Origin of the sequence: Pseudarthrobacter sp. GA104 (genome assembly GCF_009741265.1) — a bacterium.
Classification (GTDB): Bacteria; Actinomycetota; Actinomycetes; order Actinomycetales; family Micrococcaceae; genus Arthrobacter.
The window spans coordinates 4,753,168-4,768,651 of sequence record NZ_WOWL01000001.1; the positions used below are offsets into that span (position 1 = coordinate 4,753,168).

General features: G+C 61.1%; 13 protein-coding genes and 1 pseudogene. 6 read left to right on the plus strand and 8 right to left on the minus strand.

Annotated elements, in window-relative coordinates; genetic code table 11:
• Window positions 1-89 precede the first annotated feature (89 nt).
• Window positions 90-1,211 carry an alanine dehydrogenase gene (gene ald, locus GK109_RS21755; protein ID WP_157242464.1) on the minus strand — a complete coding sequence of 374 codons (1,122 nt, stop codon included), beginning with the start codon at window positions 1,209-1,211 and terminating at the stop codon, window positions 90-92.
• A gap of 221 nt (window positions 1,212-1,432) precedes the next feature.
• Between ald and GK109_RS21760 the strand changes: the two genes are divergently transcribed.
• From GK109_RS21760 to GK109_RS21785, 6 genes are all read left to right on the plus strand, one after another.
• On the plus strand, window positions 1,433-2,803 hold the full coding sequence (locus GK109_RS21760) for an aspartate aminotransferase family protein (protein WP_157242465.1): 1,371 nt from the start codon (window positions 1,433-1,435) through the stop codon (window positions 2,801-2,803).
• A gap of 72 nt (window positions 2,804-2,875) precedes the next feature.
• Complete coding sequence (locus tag GK109_RS21765; protein WP_157242466.1) at window positions 2,876-3,937, plus strand: phosphotransacetylase; 1,062 nt, start codon at window positions 2,876-2,878, stop codon at window positions 3,935-3,937.
• Window positions 3,938-4,118: 181 nt separating this feature from the next.
• Window positions 4,119-5,132 (plus strand): YeiH family protein, encoded by a 1,014-nt coding sequence (locus tag GK109_RS21770; RefSeq protein ID WP_157243236.1) that lies wholly within the window; start codon window positions 4,119-4,121, stop codon window positions 5,130-5,132.
• Between the two features lie 233 nt (window positions 5,133-5,365).
• Window positions 5,366-6,709 (plus strand): isocitrate lyase, encoded by a 1,344-nt coding sequence (aceA, locus tag GK109_RS21775; RefSeq protein WP_157242467.1) that lies wholly within the window; start codon window positions 5,366-5,368, stop codon window positions 6,707-6,709.
• A 225-nt stretch (window positions 6,710-6,934) separates the two neighbouring features.
• Window positions 6,935-8,587 carry a malate synthase A gene (aceB, locus tag GK109_RS21780; RefSeq protein WP_157242468.1) on the plus strand — a complete coding sequence of 551 codons (1,653 nt, stop codon included), beginning with the start codon at window positions 6,935-6,937 and terminating at the stop codon, window positions 8,585-8,587.
• A 448-nt stretch (window positions 8,588-9,035) separates the two neighbouring features.
• Window positions 9,036-9,593: a hypothetical protein gene (locus GK109_RS21785; RefSeq protein ID WP_157242469.1), complete on the plus strand. Its 558-nt coding sequence runs from the start codon at window positions 9,036-9,038 to the stop codon at window positions 9,591-9,593.
• A gap of 356 nt (window positions 9,594-9,949) precedes the next feature.
• Here the strand turns inward: GK109_RS21785 and GK109_RS21790 are convergent, their stop codons facing one another.
• The 7 genes and pseudogenes from GK109_RS21790 to GK109_RS22165 all read right to left on the minus strand — a co-directional run.
• On the minus strand, window positions 9,950-10,366 hold the full coding sequence (locus GK109_RS21790; protein WP_157242470.1) for a hypothetical protein: 417 nt from the start codon (window positions 10,364-10,366) through the stop codon (window positions 9,950-9,952).
• Window positions 10,367-10,533: 167 nt separating this feature from the next.
• A complete protein-coding gene (locus tag GK109_RS21795; protein ID WP_157242471.1) occupies window positions 10,534-11,520 on the minus strand; it encodes an ornithine cyclodeaminase family protein in 987 nt (328 codons plus the stop codon).
• Between the two features lie 43 nt (window positions 11,521-11,563).
• The gene (locus GK109_RS22425) at window positions 11,564-11,758 is read right to left on the minus strand and encodes an amidohydrolase family protein (protein WP_370460757.1); all 195 of its coding nucleotides are present in this window, start codon (window positions 11,756-11,758) and stop codon (window positions 11,564-11,566) included.
• Window positions 11,716-12,459 (minus strand): amidohydrolase family protein, encoded by a 744-nt coding sequence (locus tag GK109_RS22160; RefSeq protein WP_370460758.1) that lies wholly within the window; start codon window positions 12,457-12,459, stop codon window positions 11,716-11,718. Before GK109_RS22160 ends, GK109_RS22425 begins: the two co-directional genes overlap by 43 nt.
• A gap of 299 nt (window positions 12,460-12,758) precedes the next feature.
• Window positions 12,759-14,285: a sodium:solute symporter gene (locus tag GK109_RS21810; protein ID WP_157242474.1), complete on the minus strand. Its 1,527-nt coding sequence runs from the start codon at window positions 14,283-14,285 to the stop codon at window positions 12,759-12,761.
• Window positions 14,282-14,473, minus strand: coding sequence for a DUF3311 domain-containing protein (locus GK109_RS22430; RefSeq protein WP_157242475.1), 192 nt, complete (start codon window positions 14,471-14,473; stop codon window positions 14,282-14,284). Before GK109_RS22430 ends, GK109_RS21810 begins: the two co-directional genes overlap by 4 nt.
• Before the next feature lie 810 nt (window positions 14,474-15,283).
• A pseudogene (locus GK109_RS22165) lies at window positions 15,284-15,484 on the minus strand (hypothetical protein); the annotation flags it as partial.

The following is a 15,484-nucleotide window of genomic DNA, read 5'->3' on the forward strand; positions in this document are numbered from 1 at the left end:
CCTCCAGATTGGTAGCTGAGGTATCGGAACTGGAAGGGGCGGGGGGAGTTCGGCGCTGAACTTCCCCCGCCCATGACCTCGTTATTACTCTAGCTACGTGCCATTGCTTTCGATGAATCAATTACGGCAATCCCATGGGCTGCCCCTACCGCCGCGTTGGTGAGGCTTCCGCCCACGGTGCTCAAGCCGGCCCGGAGCGCTGCGTTCTCTGCGAGAGCACGTTCGATGCCCTTGTCGGCGAGCTGCAGAACATAGGGCAGCGTCACGTTTGTCAGAGCATAGGTGGAGGTATGGGGAACAGCGCCCGGCATGTTTGCCACGCAATAGAAAACTGAACCGTGGACGCGGAAGGTCGGTTCCTGGTGCGTAGTGGGCCGTGAATCCTCAAAGCATCCGCCTTGGTCGATGGCGATGTCTACAAGAACGCTGCCAGGCTTCATTCGGGAGACCAGCTCGTTGGAGATAATCTTGGGGGCCTTGGCGCCGGGGACCAGAACCGCACCAATCACCAGATCCGCTTGAAGCACTTCGTGTTCGATGGCCATCTGGTTCGCGGCCAGCGTTCGGACGCGGCCCTGGTACATGCGGTCCGCGGCGCGCAACTTGTCAACGTTCTTGTCGAATAGGACTACGTCTGCCCACAGCCCGGCGGCCACCGAAACAGCATTCATACCGGATACGCCAGCGCCGATAACCACTACCCGTGCGGGTGCCACTCCAGAGACCCCGCCGATCAGGATGCCACGGCCGCCCTCGGGTCGGGTCAGGCACTGAGCACCAACGAGCGGAGCGAGTCGGCCGGCGACTTCACTCATCGGAAACAACAACGGCAGAGAACCGTCTTCAAGCTGAACGGTCTCATAGGCTATCGAAGTACTGCCGGCGTCCAGCAACGCCCAGGTGCAGGCCTGGTCAGCGGCCAAGTGAAGATACGTAAAGATCGTCAGATCCGGCCGCATCCGATGGTATTCCTCGGCGATCGGCTCCTTCACCTTCAGCAGCAGATCGGCCATGGCCCACACCTCATCCGCTGTGTCCACAATGACGGCTCCCGCCAGCGTAAAGGCATCGTCGGAAATCGAGGAGCCAGCTCCCGCGCCGGCTTCGATGAACACTTCGTGCCCATGGCTCAGGAGTTCGTGTACTCCCGCGGGAGTGACGGCCACGCGGTATTCGTGGGACTTTACTTCTTTCGGGACGCCGATTTTCATGTGGGGACCTCCGTGCGGTAGTTGGGTGTTCTCAACACTCGCCGTGCCGACTGCACAGCATTATCGAAGTATGGCCCTGCGTGCTTAGGTCCAGAAGGTCCAGAATGGCGCCAACCTATGGAACCAGACTGGACCCATCAGTTAGGAGGCATTTGGCCCTGACGCGCCAAAGAAACCCGGCCTAGGCTTTCGCTCATTGCTATTCACCTCGAAAGAAGGAGATGGTCGTGGACGCAACCACGCTACGGGCCCAGGCCCGACGACACCTCGGACCCCATTTCACACGCAAGGACACGTGGGACAGTGAGTTCCCCATTTTTGTCCGCGGAGAAGGAAGCTACCTCATCGACACCGAGGGCGATCGTTACCTGGATGGTTTGGCGGGGCTTTTCTGCGTCAATATGGGCCACGGACGAGCAGACATAGCCAAGGCAGCCAGCGAACAGATCAATACCCTCGCATACGCCTCCAATTGGGGCGCCGCGCACCCGCCGGCAATCGAAGCTGCTGCTCTTATCGCTGAGTTGGCTCCGGGTGATCTGGGCACCACCTTTTTCGTAAACTCCGGCTCAGAGGCCGTTGAGACGGCGCTGAAATTCGCCCGCCAGTACTTCCGTAGCCAAGGCCAGCCGCAGCGGACCAAGGTCATCAGCCGGAACATGGCCTACCACGGCACTACCATGGGCGCGCTCTCCATCACCCAGCTACCGAAGATCAAGGACCCCTTCGGCGAACTCCTTCCGGGCATCCGTAGCGTTCCGAACACGCTCGGTTACACCGGGGACTGTGGCCCAGTCACAGAACTGGAATGCTTCCAAGCCATCGAACGGACCATTCTCGAAGAGGGTCCCGAGACAATCGCGGCCATCTTCGCCGAGCCCGTGCAGAACGGCCGCGGTGCACTGGTGGCGCCCACTGGCTACTGGCCGGCGCTGCGTGCGTTGTGTGACAAGTACGGAATCCTGCTGGTATCTGACGAGGTGATCTGCTCCTTTGGGCGTCTTGGACATTTCTTCGGCTACGGCCTGACAGGCGTCGTTCCGGACCTGGTTACGTTTGCGAAGGGATCCACCTCGGGTTACGCGCCCCTCGGCGGCATGATTGTCCGGGAAAAGCTGGTCCAGGAGCTGTTCAACTCCTCCAAGGGAGGCGTCTTCACTCATGGCGCCACGTGGGGCGGACACCCGGTATCAACGGCAGTCGCAGTCGCCAACATCACGGCCATGCGTGACGAAAACGTCCTGGGCAACGTCCAGGAAAACGGGCCGAAAATAATGGAGGCGCTCGAGTCCCTGAAGAGTTCACACCGCTGTGTCAAGGCCATCCGGGGTACGGGCTTCTTCTACGCAATCGAACTCATGGCTGACAGTTTCAGCGGCCGGGAACTGACTGAGACTGAATCGCTGACCGTACTACGCGAAGTGCTGCCCGAATCCTTCAAACGGACGAAGGTGATCCTGCGAGGCGATGACCGGGGCGCAACCATGATCATGATCTCCCCGCCATTGGTCGCCGACAGCGATGTGCTGTCCGAACTCCTCCATGGTGTGGATGGAATGCTCAATGACATCGAAAAGGCCATTCAGCCTTAGGCCGTGCCTCCGGTTTAAGAGGTGGGGGTCCGCCGTCGCGGACCCCCACGGATCAATTCAAGAAGGGGAGCCATGGGAATCGCTCTAATTGATCGGAATCGGGCGCAGGCAGCGGCTCTTCCAGGCATCGCGACCTCTGAACGTTGGCGCCAGGAACTGTCCGGCCAGGCGAAGGTTGTCGCATTCGCCGATGGAGAGGATCCACGGGCCGTCTTTGCCGCCAGCGCACTGGCGGCCGAAGGAATCATTCAACCCCGGTTGATCGGCAGAAGTGCCCGGATCAGGCAGGCGGCCAAGGACGTCGGCTGTGTCCTGCCGGAAGACACAATCCTCGACTGCTGCAGCCTCGCCCACGACACCACCATCAGGTCATGCCTGGAGGAGGCCTACGCCAGCAGGCCCGAACAGCTGGCCATGGCGCGGCATGAATCAGTTCATCTCGCCGCTGCTGCATTGCGGGCCGGGTTCGTGGACGCCTCCGTCGCCGGAGCAGGAAGCCCCACGGCACACGTCCTACGGGCAGCTCTCCGCGTTGTGGGCCTCGCTCCTGCGTGCACAACATTGAGCGGCTCCTTCCTGATGTTACTTCCGGACGAAAGAGAACTTTCTTTCGGCGACTGCGCCGTCGTACCCAACCCTTCTGCAGAACAACTGCCAGACATAGCGGCATCCGCAGCCCACACCCATCACGTGCTGACAGGGCAGGACCCGAAAGTGGCCATGTTGTCCTTCAGCACCCAAGGCAGTGCTGCCCATCCGGACGTGGAAAAGGTTAAGGATGCAATGAAGATCCTGCGCGACCGGCACCCGCTGCTTCAAGTCGACGGGGAATTACAGTTTGATGCTGCCCTGGTTCCCCACATTGGGGCATCGAAGGCGCCGCAGTCAGAAGTCGCAGGCCGCGCAAACGTGCTGATTTTCCCCACCCTGGATGCAGGAAATATCGGATACAAGATCGCGGAGCGACTCGGCGGTGCTGTGGCGGTGGGACCGATACTGCAGGGCCTAAATGCCCCCATGAACGACCTGTCCCGGGGATGCAGGGCAGAAGACATCATCTTCCTCGGTCTGTTGAGCGCCGTCCAATCACTTCCGAACCGCCATAACAAAGCGTCATCCACCTCCACGTCCTGACTTCCAGCCATCCCCCTCGAGCCCCCGGAGCCGTAGATGCCTCCGGCGCTCATCCATTTTCTGTCCTCAAGAAAGGAGATTCGATCCGATCCTGTATCTGCAGGCCCGGGCCGAATTCTAGAGAACCATGACCCAAGACGTGGCCACATCGGCAAAAAGCGGACGACATGACTCCTTCCTCATGCGGGCTCTGCAGCAGAAGACGCTACCGGGGCTGGCGGCGGCTGCCGCGGCCGTGGCCATCGCCTGGCTGATTCACTCGGCGGTCCCGATGCTGCCCTTCCTCACCGTGTCCGTCATCCTGGGAATTCTTTCCGCAAATCTTCCAGGGATAAGTACGGCAGTTGAAGGAGTTCTCCAGCCTGGGCTGGCACTCTCCGCAAGACGGCTCATGCGGATGGGCATCGTCCTACTTGGCCTCAAGCTCAGCCTCGTCGATGTGGTCGCGCTGGGCTGGACAACAGTAGGGATCGTCATCGGCATCGTCTTCCTAACCTTTGTCGGAACACTGCTGCTGGGCAAAGCACTGAAACTTCCGGGCAATCAGCCCCTGCTGCTGGCAACCGGGTTCTCCATTTGTGGTGCGTCCGCCATCGGAGCGATGGGCGGAGCGACCAAGACCGACCACCGGGACACCGTTGTCCCCATTGCCCTGGTGACCCTCTGCGGCACTCTGGCAATCGGTGTCCTGCCGGCACTCAAGGGACCGCTCGGGTTGGACAACATTGAATTCGGCCATTGGGTGGGAGCGAGCGTCCATGACGTTGGACAGGTTGTAGCTACGGCCCAAACCGCAGGCACAGCCGCCTTGGCCGGGGCCTTGATCATTAAGCTGACCCGCGTGCTCATGCTTGCGCCCATGGTAACGGGAGCCGCATTCGTGGAAAGACACCGCCGACGGCGGGCCGGGACCAACGCTGACGAAGGTGACGCCAAGCTTCCGCCGCTGATTCCGCTCTTCGTTGCCGGGTTTATGGCCGCAATAGTTCTACGCACAGTAGGGATCCTGCCGCCTGCGGCACTCCAAGTCGCCGGGGTGGCCCAGGATCTTTTTCTAGCCGCCGCACTCTACGGACTGGGAGCGTCGGTGCAAGTCCGCTCCCTGCTGAAAACCGGCGGAAGGGCAGTCGCCGCGGCGATGTTGTCATGGGCACTGATAGCCGTCGTGGCTTACGTAGGCGTCCAGCTCATCTAGTTCAAAGCATTCGCCCCCCGTTCCTCCAAGTGGTTTCCAACGACACCCCCTCCGGATATTTTCGCTGCTTTTCTTGGACATGGAACGCGCGCATGTACTTTTTGGGCTCATTCCAATAAGGCGCCCTGGACGTGGCGGAGAAGTCACGGTTACAGAAAAAACACCAGACCGCCACTGCCAACGAGCACCTACGGCGGCCCAGGACCACACAAAATCCAACGAGGAGATCAACGATGACTGCAGCATTTGAGCCCAACCAGCAGACGCCCGGCCAGGACACAACAGAGCAGGCCGCCGCCCTGGAGCTCGAGTGGGCCGCCAACCCGCGCTGGGAAGGTGTGACCCGGGACTACTCAGCCTCCGACGTCGTCCGTCTCCGCGGCCGCGTCTCCGAGGAGCACACGCTGGCCCGCCGCGGTTCGGAGAAGCTGTGGAAGCAGCTCACCGAGGAGCACAAGACCGGCGGCTACACCAACGCGCTCGGCGCGTTGACCGGCAACCAGGCCGTGCAGCAGGTCAAGGCCGGGTTGCGGGCCATCTACCTTTCCGGCTGGCAGGTCGCAGCGGACGCGAACAACTCCGGCCACACCTACCCGGACCAGTCCCTTTACCCGGCCAACTCGGTCCCGACGGTGGTGCGCCGGATCAACAACGCCCTGCTCCGGGCCGACCAGATCGAGTTCTCCGAGGGCATCCGGACGGTCGAGGACTGGCTGGTCCCGATCGTTGCGGACGCTGAGGCCGGTTTCGGCGGCCCGCTGAACGCCTACGAGCTGATGAAGTCCATGATCCAGGCCGGCGCCGCGGGTGTTCACTGGGAGGACCAGCTCGCCTCGGAAAAGAAGTGCGGCCACCTCGGCGGCAAGGTCCTGATCCCGACCCAGCAGCACGTCCGGACCCTGAACGCGGCCCGCCTCGCCGCGGACGTCGCCGGCACCCCGTCGGTGGTCATTGCCCGCACCGACGCCGAGGCCGCCACCCTGATCACCTCCGACGTCGACGAACGCGACCAGGAATTCATCCTCCGCGAGGGCGGACAGCCGGTCCGCACCCCGGAAGGCTTCTACAAGGTCCGCAACGGCATCGAACCCTGCATCGCCCGCGCCAAAGCCTACGCCCCCTACTCGGACCTGATCTGGATGGAAACCGGCACCCCGGACCTGGAACTGGCCCGCACGTTCGCCGAGGCCGTCAAGGCCGAGTTCCCGGACCAGATGCTCTCCTACAACTGCTCGCCGTCGTTCAACTGGCGCAAGCACCTGGACGACGCCACCATCGCGAAGTTCCAGCGTGAACTCGGCGCCATGGGCTTCACGTTCCAGTTCATCACCCTGGCCGGCTTCCACGCCCTGAACTACTCGATGTTCGATCTCGCCCACGGCTACGCCCGGGAAGGCATGAGCGCCTACGTCGAGCTCCAGGAAAAGGAATTCGCCTCCGAATCCCGCGGCTACACCGCAACCAAGCACCAGCGCGAAGTCGGAACCGGCTACTTCGACGACATCGCCACTGCGCTCAACCCGAACGCATCCACCCTCGCCCTGGTCGGATCGACCGAAGAGGGCCAGTTCCACTAAAACTTAGCGTTCGACGGCGGTTCGGTCGCCTTCGCCTTCGGACCGGCGTCGCTCTGCCTGCTATCCCCATGCCCGCCCCAATGACCTCGTAGAACTCGGTCGGGGGCGGGCATAGGGCCCCTTTACGCAGGCTGCCGCATCACCGCTCCATCGGCTTTGCAGGCTCCTCGCCCACCCTGCCGCTACCCGCCGTCGAACTTCCCTTTCGTCTTTAAGGAGACTGAGATGAACAGCTTTACTGACAGCTTTACGATCAATGGCATTACGTTGACCGCCCAGCCGATCTGCCGGCAGGACGAGGTGCTCACCCCGGACGCCCTGGAATTTGTGGCCAGGCTGCACCGGGCGACGGCGGCCCGGCGGCAGGAACTGCTGCAGGCACGCCGGACCCGGCGGGCGGAGATCGCCGCCGGGCAGGACCCTAGGTTCCTCCGCGAAACCGAGCACATCCGCAACGACCCGTCCTGGCGCGTCGCTCCCCCGGCCCCGGGGCTGGAGGACCGCCGCGTGGAAATCACCGGTCCGGTGGACAAGAAGATGACCATCAACGCCCTGAATTCCGGGGCCAAGGTGTGGCTCGCTGACATGGAGGACTCCTCCACCCCTACCTGGCGGAATGTCATCAAAGGCCAGCTGAACCTCACCGATGCCCTGGAGCGGCGCATCGACTTCACCTCCCCCGAAGGCAAGGAATACAAACTCCGCCCCGCCGGTGACCTGCCCACCATCGTGGTCCGCCCCCGCGGCTGGCACCTGCCCGAAAAGCACATGCTCATCGACGGCGAACCCGTCGCCGGCGGCATCGTGGACTTCGGCCTGTTCTTCTTCCACAACGCCCGCCGCCTCCTCGCCCAGGGCAAAGGCCCCTACTTCTACCTGCCGAAAATCGAGAACCACCTCGAAGCCCGGCTCTGGAACGACATCTTCATCCTCGCCCAGGACCTCCTCGGCATCCCCCAGGGCACCATCCGCGCCACCGTGCTCATCGAAACCATCACCGCAGCCTTCGAAATGGAAGAAATCCTCTACGAACTGCGCGACCACGCCGCAGGACTCAACGCCGGCCGCTGGGACTACATCTTCTCCCTCATCAAGAACTTCCGCACCCGCGGCCCCCGCTTCGTCCTCCCGGACCGGGCCCAGGTCACCATGACCCAGCCCTTCATGCGCGCCTACACCGAACAACTCGTCCGCGCCTGCCACAAACGCGGCGCCATGGCCATCGGCGGCATGGCCGCAGCCGTCCCCAACCGCAAAGACCCCAAAGCGAACACCAACGCCCTCGAAAAAGTCCGCGCGGACAAAACCCGCGAAGCCAACGACGGCTTCGACGGCTCCTGGGTGGCCCACCCCGACCTGGTGCCCGTCTGCCGCGACGTGTTCGACAGCATCCTCGGTGACAAGCCCAACCAGCTGGACCGCACCCGCGAGGACATCACCCCCGACGACGCCGCCCTCATCAACGTCGCCGCCACCACCGGCACCATCACCGAACAAGGCATCCGGAACAACATCGAAGTAGGCATCCGCTACATCGAATCCTGGCTCCGCGGCAACGGCGCAGTAGCCATCCACAACCTCATGGAAGACGCCGCCACCGCGGAAATCTCCCGCTCCCAGCTCTGGCAGTGGATCTACGCCCGCGCCATCACCGACCACGGCGAAATCATCACCCACCACTGGATCGAGGAACTCCTCGACGAGGAATTCGCGCGGCTCGAACGCTTCGACGGCGACCGCTTCGAAGACGCCCGCGACATCTTCGAAGAAGTCACCCTGGCCCAGGACTTCCCGTCCTTCCTCACCCTCCCCGCCTACGCCCTCTACCTCACCGAAGCCCGCGAAAAAGCCACCGCCGAAGAACTCGCGGCAGCGTAGGAGAAAAGCAAAGCTGGTCAGTGCAACAGCCCAATCGCAACAGGACCCCGAAAGCCGGGGCTGGGCTGGCTGCGCACGATGATGCCTGCTTTGCCGGCAATCGCCGAGAAACCATCCTCCTTGGAGTCCCCTGCTGACAACCTGGTTAATCCAACCCACCGAAATTTAGAGCGGGCTGCCCTGGCTTATGTTGGCTCGGGGCTAGACCGCGGTGAGCGCAATTCAGTTTCCAACCTCCATACGCGTGAGTTTCGTCGTTATGACCGGTTGGCGCCGCAATAGTCACTACTCCATGTGTAAGTCGAGCCGAGGAAGAATCATGATAAGAATCAGTAATCGTCGAATTGCCGCCGTTGCCGGCTCTGTGGGGGTGTGGGGCGCGATCGTGGCTGGCGCTGCGGGTCCGAGCCCTGAGACGCGTGCCCTTGCCGCATCGGAGAAACATCCCGTGGAAATCGAGGTGTTTGCTCCTCGCAAAGGGGGCACCGCCGGAATCTCTGGTGCTGGATGGCTGGTAGATCTGAGCGTGCGATACGACGGCGGCCTGGCCGCAGCAGGCTTCTCCGATCTACAGCTCACTGGGCCCGCCGCGCATGCGAACACCGCGCCCTTTCCCGGCTCGTTTTCCACTGGTCAGGATGACCGTCTGCCGGGCCTCGTTGTACTCGTCTCCACCACCAGCAGCACCATCAAGGGTTTCTCTGGTCCCGGCACAAACCTGGCCAACCTGTTCAATCTCACCGGTGTGACTGACCGCTCGAAAAAGGGCGCTGAAATTTGGGATTCCTGGATCGTCGGCGCCCCAATTGCCGGTCGGGACGTGGACAGCACCCTGACCGTTGCTGTGATCGCCGACCTCAACCACGACGGTATCTACAACGATGCCCCGGGCGTCGTGGCGGACGCCAACGGTGACGGCACGATTGATGCACAAGATCTCGAAGCCATCGGAGTCGCATCCAAGATCACAACGATCCCATTTCACATTTCAGGCGACCCCAAGTAGGGCGACTGTGGTGTTGGGCGCGCAACACGCTGCAGGGGTCTGCAATAGCGGCGTGGTTTCCGTCGGCAGAAGTGCCAAAGGAAACCCAATGGCGTCTGGTCGGCTGCTGCCCAGGGCTTTGCGGCTGGTGCTCAGAGCCCTCGAAATCACTGATCTGCAGGCCGCCAGAGACCTATTTTCCGCCCAGATCGCTGCTGCTGATAGTGGCTGAACCGCGCCGATGGGCCAATAGTCCTTGTGGTGTCGCTGCCGCAATTTGCGCAGCTCAGCGGTTCGCCTGGATCTTCTCGGGTCGTAAAGACCTCCCACCACGACCGTTAGGTGAGAGGCAAGCGGTTGGTGAACTGGATCCCCTTTCACAGCAAGACGCGGCTTTCCTGCCAGAGTTGGCGCGCAACCCCCTTAGCCGGCCTTCGATATCTATGCAGTGACTGCATAGAGTCAAACCGATCATGGATGGATTTGGCGGCAACTACGCCGACGTCCGCGGCAAAGGTGGGCGGGAAGAGCTCGTCGGCCTCCCGGTGTTGGGCGTCCCGTAGGGAGTAAGCTGCCCGCATCTGGACATCCAGCCGCTGTCCTTCAGCCCGCAACGCATCCAGGTCAACTCCGGGCAGAGGGCCTCCAACGACGACGGGGGCGTCCGGCCACGAACGTATCGGCACCTGCCGCACCGTGCCGCCGATGGTCGCGGCGTCGAAGTAGTCAGCCAGAGCGGGTCCCGGCTTCTGGCCTTTGCTCGACCAGGCGGGCGTTCTTCCACCAAGCAGCACAACGGCCTCCTTGGCTTCGTAGTCCGGAGCAAAGCCAACCGAAGAAGGACGCCAGGACCAAGGACCCCCGGCTCCGACGTGAAGTCTCACGTCGGAGCCGGGACTCCGCCTTCGATAAGGACTGAAGGCATGTGGCGCAGTCCGACCGTGCAGCCGGTCCGCCAAAGTCAGCGACTCAGGTCCAACTCAAGTCCCATTGATTGCTCCACGGCACTGTCGTAAAGAATTCGGCCGATGGCCAAGTCCAGCACTCCAATTCCCACCGAGTTGAAGAGCGTGATGTCGTCCCTCGAGGTCCGGCCGAGCACCTTCCCCGTGATGACGTCACCGAGCTCACCCCTCACATCGCCGACGCTCATGACCCCTTCACTTACAGGAATCATCAGGTCACCAGACTTCGTCGTCGCCGTCGGCAAGCTGTCCACAAATACTCGGGAACGAACCATCCCAGCAGAATCTATTTCACGATCTTCCGGGCGGGGACGGGCCCCTACCGCGTTGACGTGCAGCCCAGGCTTGAACCATTTGCCGAAAACCACCGGTTCCGAAGCCGGAGTGAGGGTGCACAGAACATCGGCCGATTCCACAACATCCTGCGCAGAGGCTGCGACCACCACCGTCAACTCGAGGTCGGCGACCTGACGCTGGAACGCGTCGGTGGTTTCAGCTGTGCGGGACCACACCACGACTGTTTTTATAGGAAGAACGGCAAGCATTGCATGGACGTGCGCGACTGCCAGGGCGCCCGCGCCCACGAGCCCGAGGACCGAACTGTCAGACCGCGCCAGCACTTTGCTGGCAACGGCGCTGGCTGCAGCCGTGCGGACTCGAGTGGGTATGCGGCCGTCAAGGATCGCCAGCGTCTCCCCCGTGGACCGGGAAACGAGTACGATTGTTGACCGCTGCGTTGGCAACCCACGATCGGAATTCGCAGGAATATCGGCGAGCAACTTCACAGATGCAAGTCCGTCGGCCGCAGATAAAGCCGACATCGGAATGAACCGGCCCCCGGATGGGGGAAGGCTAAGGGAAGCCGGTGCCGGCTGGTGCGCTAGGCCTGCTGATATGTCCGCAAAGGCACTTTCTACCGCTTTGATGGTTCTGGGCATGTCGGCTAACGTGTGGAGCTCGGACGCTGTGAGAATGAGGGTCATTTATAGGTCCTTCCGTCGGTGGGCGAAAACGCTTTCCAAATCTTCAATCGCCGAACCCCAGGTTCATGACAATCTGTCCGTTCTTGACCACCAAGTTCCGCAAAGGACGGCTCACCACAGCTTCAGCTACGTTGCGCGCCGGGACCACAACAAGGTCAGCCTTGCATCCGACGTCCAAACCATACTTCTCGAGCCCTAGGATCTTCGCGCCGTTATATGAAGCCGTGTCCAGGGCCATCTCAATGTCCTGATCACGCCAAGGTCTCCGCGATAGGCAACGAACATGGCACGTTCGAGCATGTCGCCGTTCCCATAGGGAGACCACAGGTCCCGAATGCCGTCGTTCCCGCATCCGACGTTTATTCCGTACTCCGCAAGTATCTTCAGCGGCAGCACCGGGCGGCTGAACACGGCTGCCGTAGTCAATGAAATGCGCGCTTCAGCCAAGCCATCAAATACTTTGGATTGCACAGGAGCGGGCATATCAGCAAGGCAGAATGCGTGGCTGATCGTGACCCTGTCCTCCATACCCATCCCCTTGGTCCGCTGAATGATCTGGAGTACCTGCCAGACGCCAAGTTCCCCTGGGTCGTGAAGGTGGATATCAATGTCACACCCGGAGTTGCTGCCAATGTTGAATATGGCATCAAGCTGGCCATTAGGGTCGCCGTCAAAGCCTGCCGGATCGACGCCGCCAATGGCCGTAGCTCCCATATCAAGGGCATCCTTCAGTAACGACGCTGTTCCCGGGCGCGTTACCACCCCCTGCTGCGGGAAGGCGACCTGCTGAACATCGATGCGTTCCCTTAGGGACAGTGCCGCCTTCTGCACAGCCTCTATTCCGGCGAGCCCGACTTCCGGGTCAACATCCGTATGCGTTCGGATGCTTGTCGTTCCACCCACGGACATTTGCTCCAACAGTGCCGTGATGCGGTCCAAGGAAGGATAGCCAACATCAAGGCGGCGGAGCCTTTCATCCGCTATACGCTCGGCGACACTGGGACCTGCAGTGTGCGGAATCCATGGGCCGCTCCAGAGCGTCTTATCGATATGGCAATGGCTGTCCACGAGCCCGGGTAGCAAGAGCCCGCCCTGACAGTCGATTACTTCTCCCTGGGTCTGTCCGGGATGCAGCTTCCCGACTGCCACAATGTGTCCATCCGTGACCTATATGTCAACCGGCCGGGCGTCTGATGGACGACGGACGTTCTGGAGAAGCAAGTTGGTGTTTGGCTGCATCAGCCCTCCTCATTGATGGCTCTGCCGGCACCTGAAACAGTGACCCCGGCGGGTGCAACAGGGACCTCGTCGCTACCTTCGTGGACAGGTTTCTTACTCTCAGCGGCTTTGCCGAGGATGTCTTTTGCCCGCATAGCAACCGGCATGTGTTGGGACGTGCCCCCCTTAAAGATGAGGCTGAGGAGTATGACAACCGATAGATTAGCCGCCAGCGAAATAAGTCCGGTATTGAGGTTGCCGGGCACAAGCTTTGTGAAGTAGAAGAACGTCACGAGGGTACAACCGACCACGATTCCCGCAGAGAGAGCGGGCGCCTTGAATCTCCTGAAGAACATGACACCGAACCATGCGGGGACGAGCTGGGCCGTCAAAGCCAGGGCCAGATTTAAGAAGGTGAGCATGATTGAGGAAGTGAAAGTAGACAGCGTGGCTGTGAAGACCAGAAAAAGTCCCATGACCAGTTTCACGCTATGGGAAGACTTGGATTTAGAGAGTGTCGGGACGAGATTGCGGGTAAGGACTCCGCCGAACATCAATGAGTTCCCCGCAAGAACAATCAGGGCAGACAACCCGGCGCCGGCGGCTACCAGGCCGACAATCCATTCGGGCGCGAGATCCCGGGTGACCGCCAGGAAGACATCGTCCGGGTTCGACAGGTTGGGCGCGTGGCTGATGCCGTAATACGCGGCGAATACCAAGAGCGGGTACATGAGCATATACAAGGGCATCCAAATAACGGACTTCTTGATAGAACTTTCCGATTTTGCGGCGAAGAGGAACTGCGCGGGAAAGGTCAGGTAAAACTGAATCGACTGTACGAATATGGTCGACATCGCAAAGATAAGAGCACCGCCAGTAACCGTGGTCATGTCCGGCCTCGTGGCTACCTCTTCAAAGATCCCGGGGATTCCCTTGGCGGCAATTACGGCAACAATTCCAGCAAGGGTTATTCCCAAGAACATAAACAAGTCCTTGACAATGGCGACGAAAGCGGTCGAGCGCATTCCGGAAATGGCTACATACAGGAAGGCAATCACCGCAGACCCGACGATGATGCCGAGCCGGCTCAACGGCAGTCCGAGACCGCTCAGAACTGTTTGCAGTCCAACGAACTGGAACACAGCCCAAGGTATGAGAGCCAGAACGAAAGTGAACGCGGCCAGCTTTTCGAGAAGCCGGTTTTTGTAGTGGCCATACATGACGTCCGGCACGGTTACCGCGTTGTAAACCTTGCCGGCGCGCCAGACCAGAGGTGCCAAGAAGTACCCGAAGACATAGCCCAAGAGAATGTACCCAATGAACCAGACTCCGTATGAGGCTCCCTTCGCGTAGATACCGCCCGGAAAACCGAGCATCGTTCCGACGCTGTATATCTCGCCTACCGCGAGGAAAAAGATCAGCCAGCCAGGCAGAGAGCGGCCTGCAATCAACGTGCCCAAGGGTCCGCGGGTTGTCACGCCGCGTCGCGCTGCCAAGGCCACGCCGATCGAGAGAGCGATGATACTGAAAAAAACAACCGCAATCATTCGGTTTCTCCTTCCAGTCGACGATATGCGGCGCTTTCCAAGTAGCGCCATGAGATCCAGAAGCACAGGGACGTCAGAGGTAGCCAGGCAAACAACCAGGCAAACACCATTGGTATCCCGATGACGGTATGAGGGTTGTTACTAACTAGCGGGAGTCCGACAAGTATGGCCAGGGCAGGGATTCCCATCGCAACGCCCAAGGACCAGCGACTTCCGATCACAGTTACTCCTAAATTCGGATGGTTGGATTATGAGCGGAAGCACAAACTGAACGAGAAGCACTGTTGACCCGCCTGTTGTTTGAGTCCGTTATCTCAAGTGGAGCCAACATTAGTTCTGGTATACCATTTGAGACAGGGCCAGTTAACGTCCCCTGACAGGAGCCAGTTGCCATGGGAGTGGCCTAAGGGTCCACCGTCTTGCTGAGCTGGGCAGGCAGCGACTCGCGGCTCAACTTAATGTGTGCGTGCAAGCGCATAGGGGGCGACCTTCGCCGACTGGGCTGCACAGGGCCGCGTGCTCTTCGTGTTGCGGCTCATTGCTCCGGTTCTGCGCCAGCCCGGGGGTCCAGCGCGTCCGTCCAAGAAGCGGCGTCATGGAATCCGTCAGACGGCGGCGACCTGGAGCCGGACGATTCTCGAATGTATTTCACTGCAGAACAGCAAGGCCTGATGCGGTCGAACCTCTTCAATCGCCGAACGCGAGGCCGCAAGGGGCTCACGCAGGCGCCCTGCACAGCCGTCGGCAACTCGCATTGCTGCCGCTCTCGCAGCGACGGCCTTAAGACAGAGCCAGCGTCCCGCGGTGCACCACTGCGCCGCTGAAGGACGGCAACGAATCCATTTTGCTCCAGCCGCTGGATAGCCTCGCCCGCCGGCATCCCGGACACCCGGCACTTCTCTGATAGGCCACGAGCATAGGGGCGGGAAGCGTGGGGTGAACAATCCGGATCCGGGCATGCTGATGAGACGGTGAACCAGAGGGGAAGGGCCGTCTTCCTAACCCGGGCCACTTCGTGCCGAGGAAGCCCGGCTCGGCCCCGGAAGACTCTCGTCGCTCACCTCCACGGAGATGAGGCGTCCTTTTACTGCGAGGTGTCCGGCTACCGCAAGAAGTATTGCTTCCGCGGCCAGCGCCCAAATGGTGGCTTCCCAGCGTTGAGTCCACTCGAGAAGCAGGGCGGCACCTATGGGACCCAT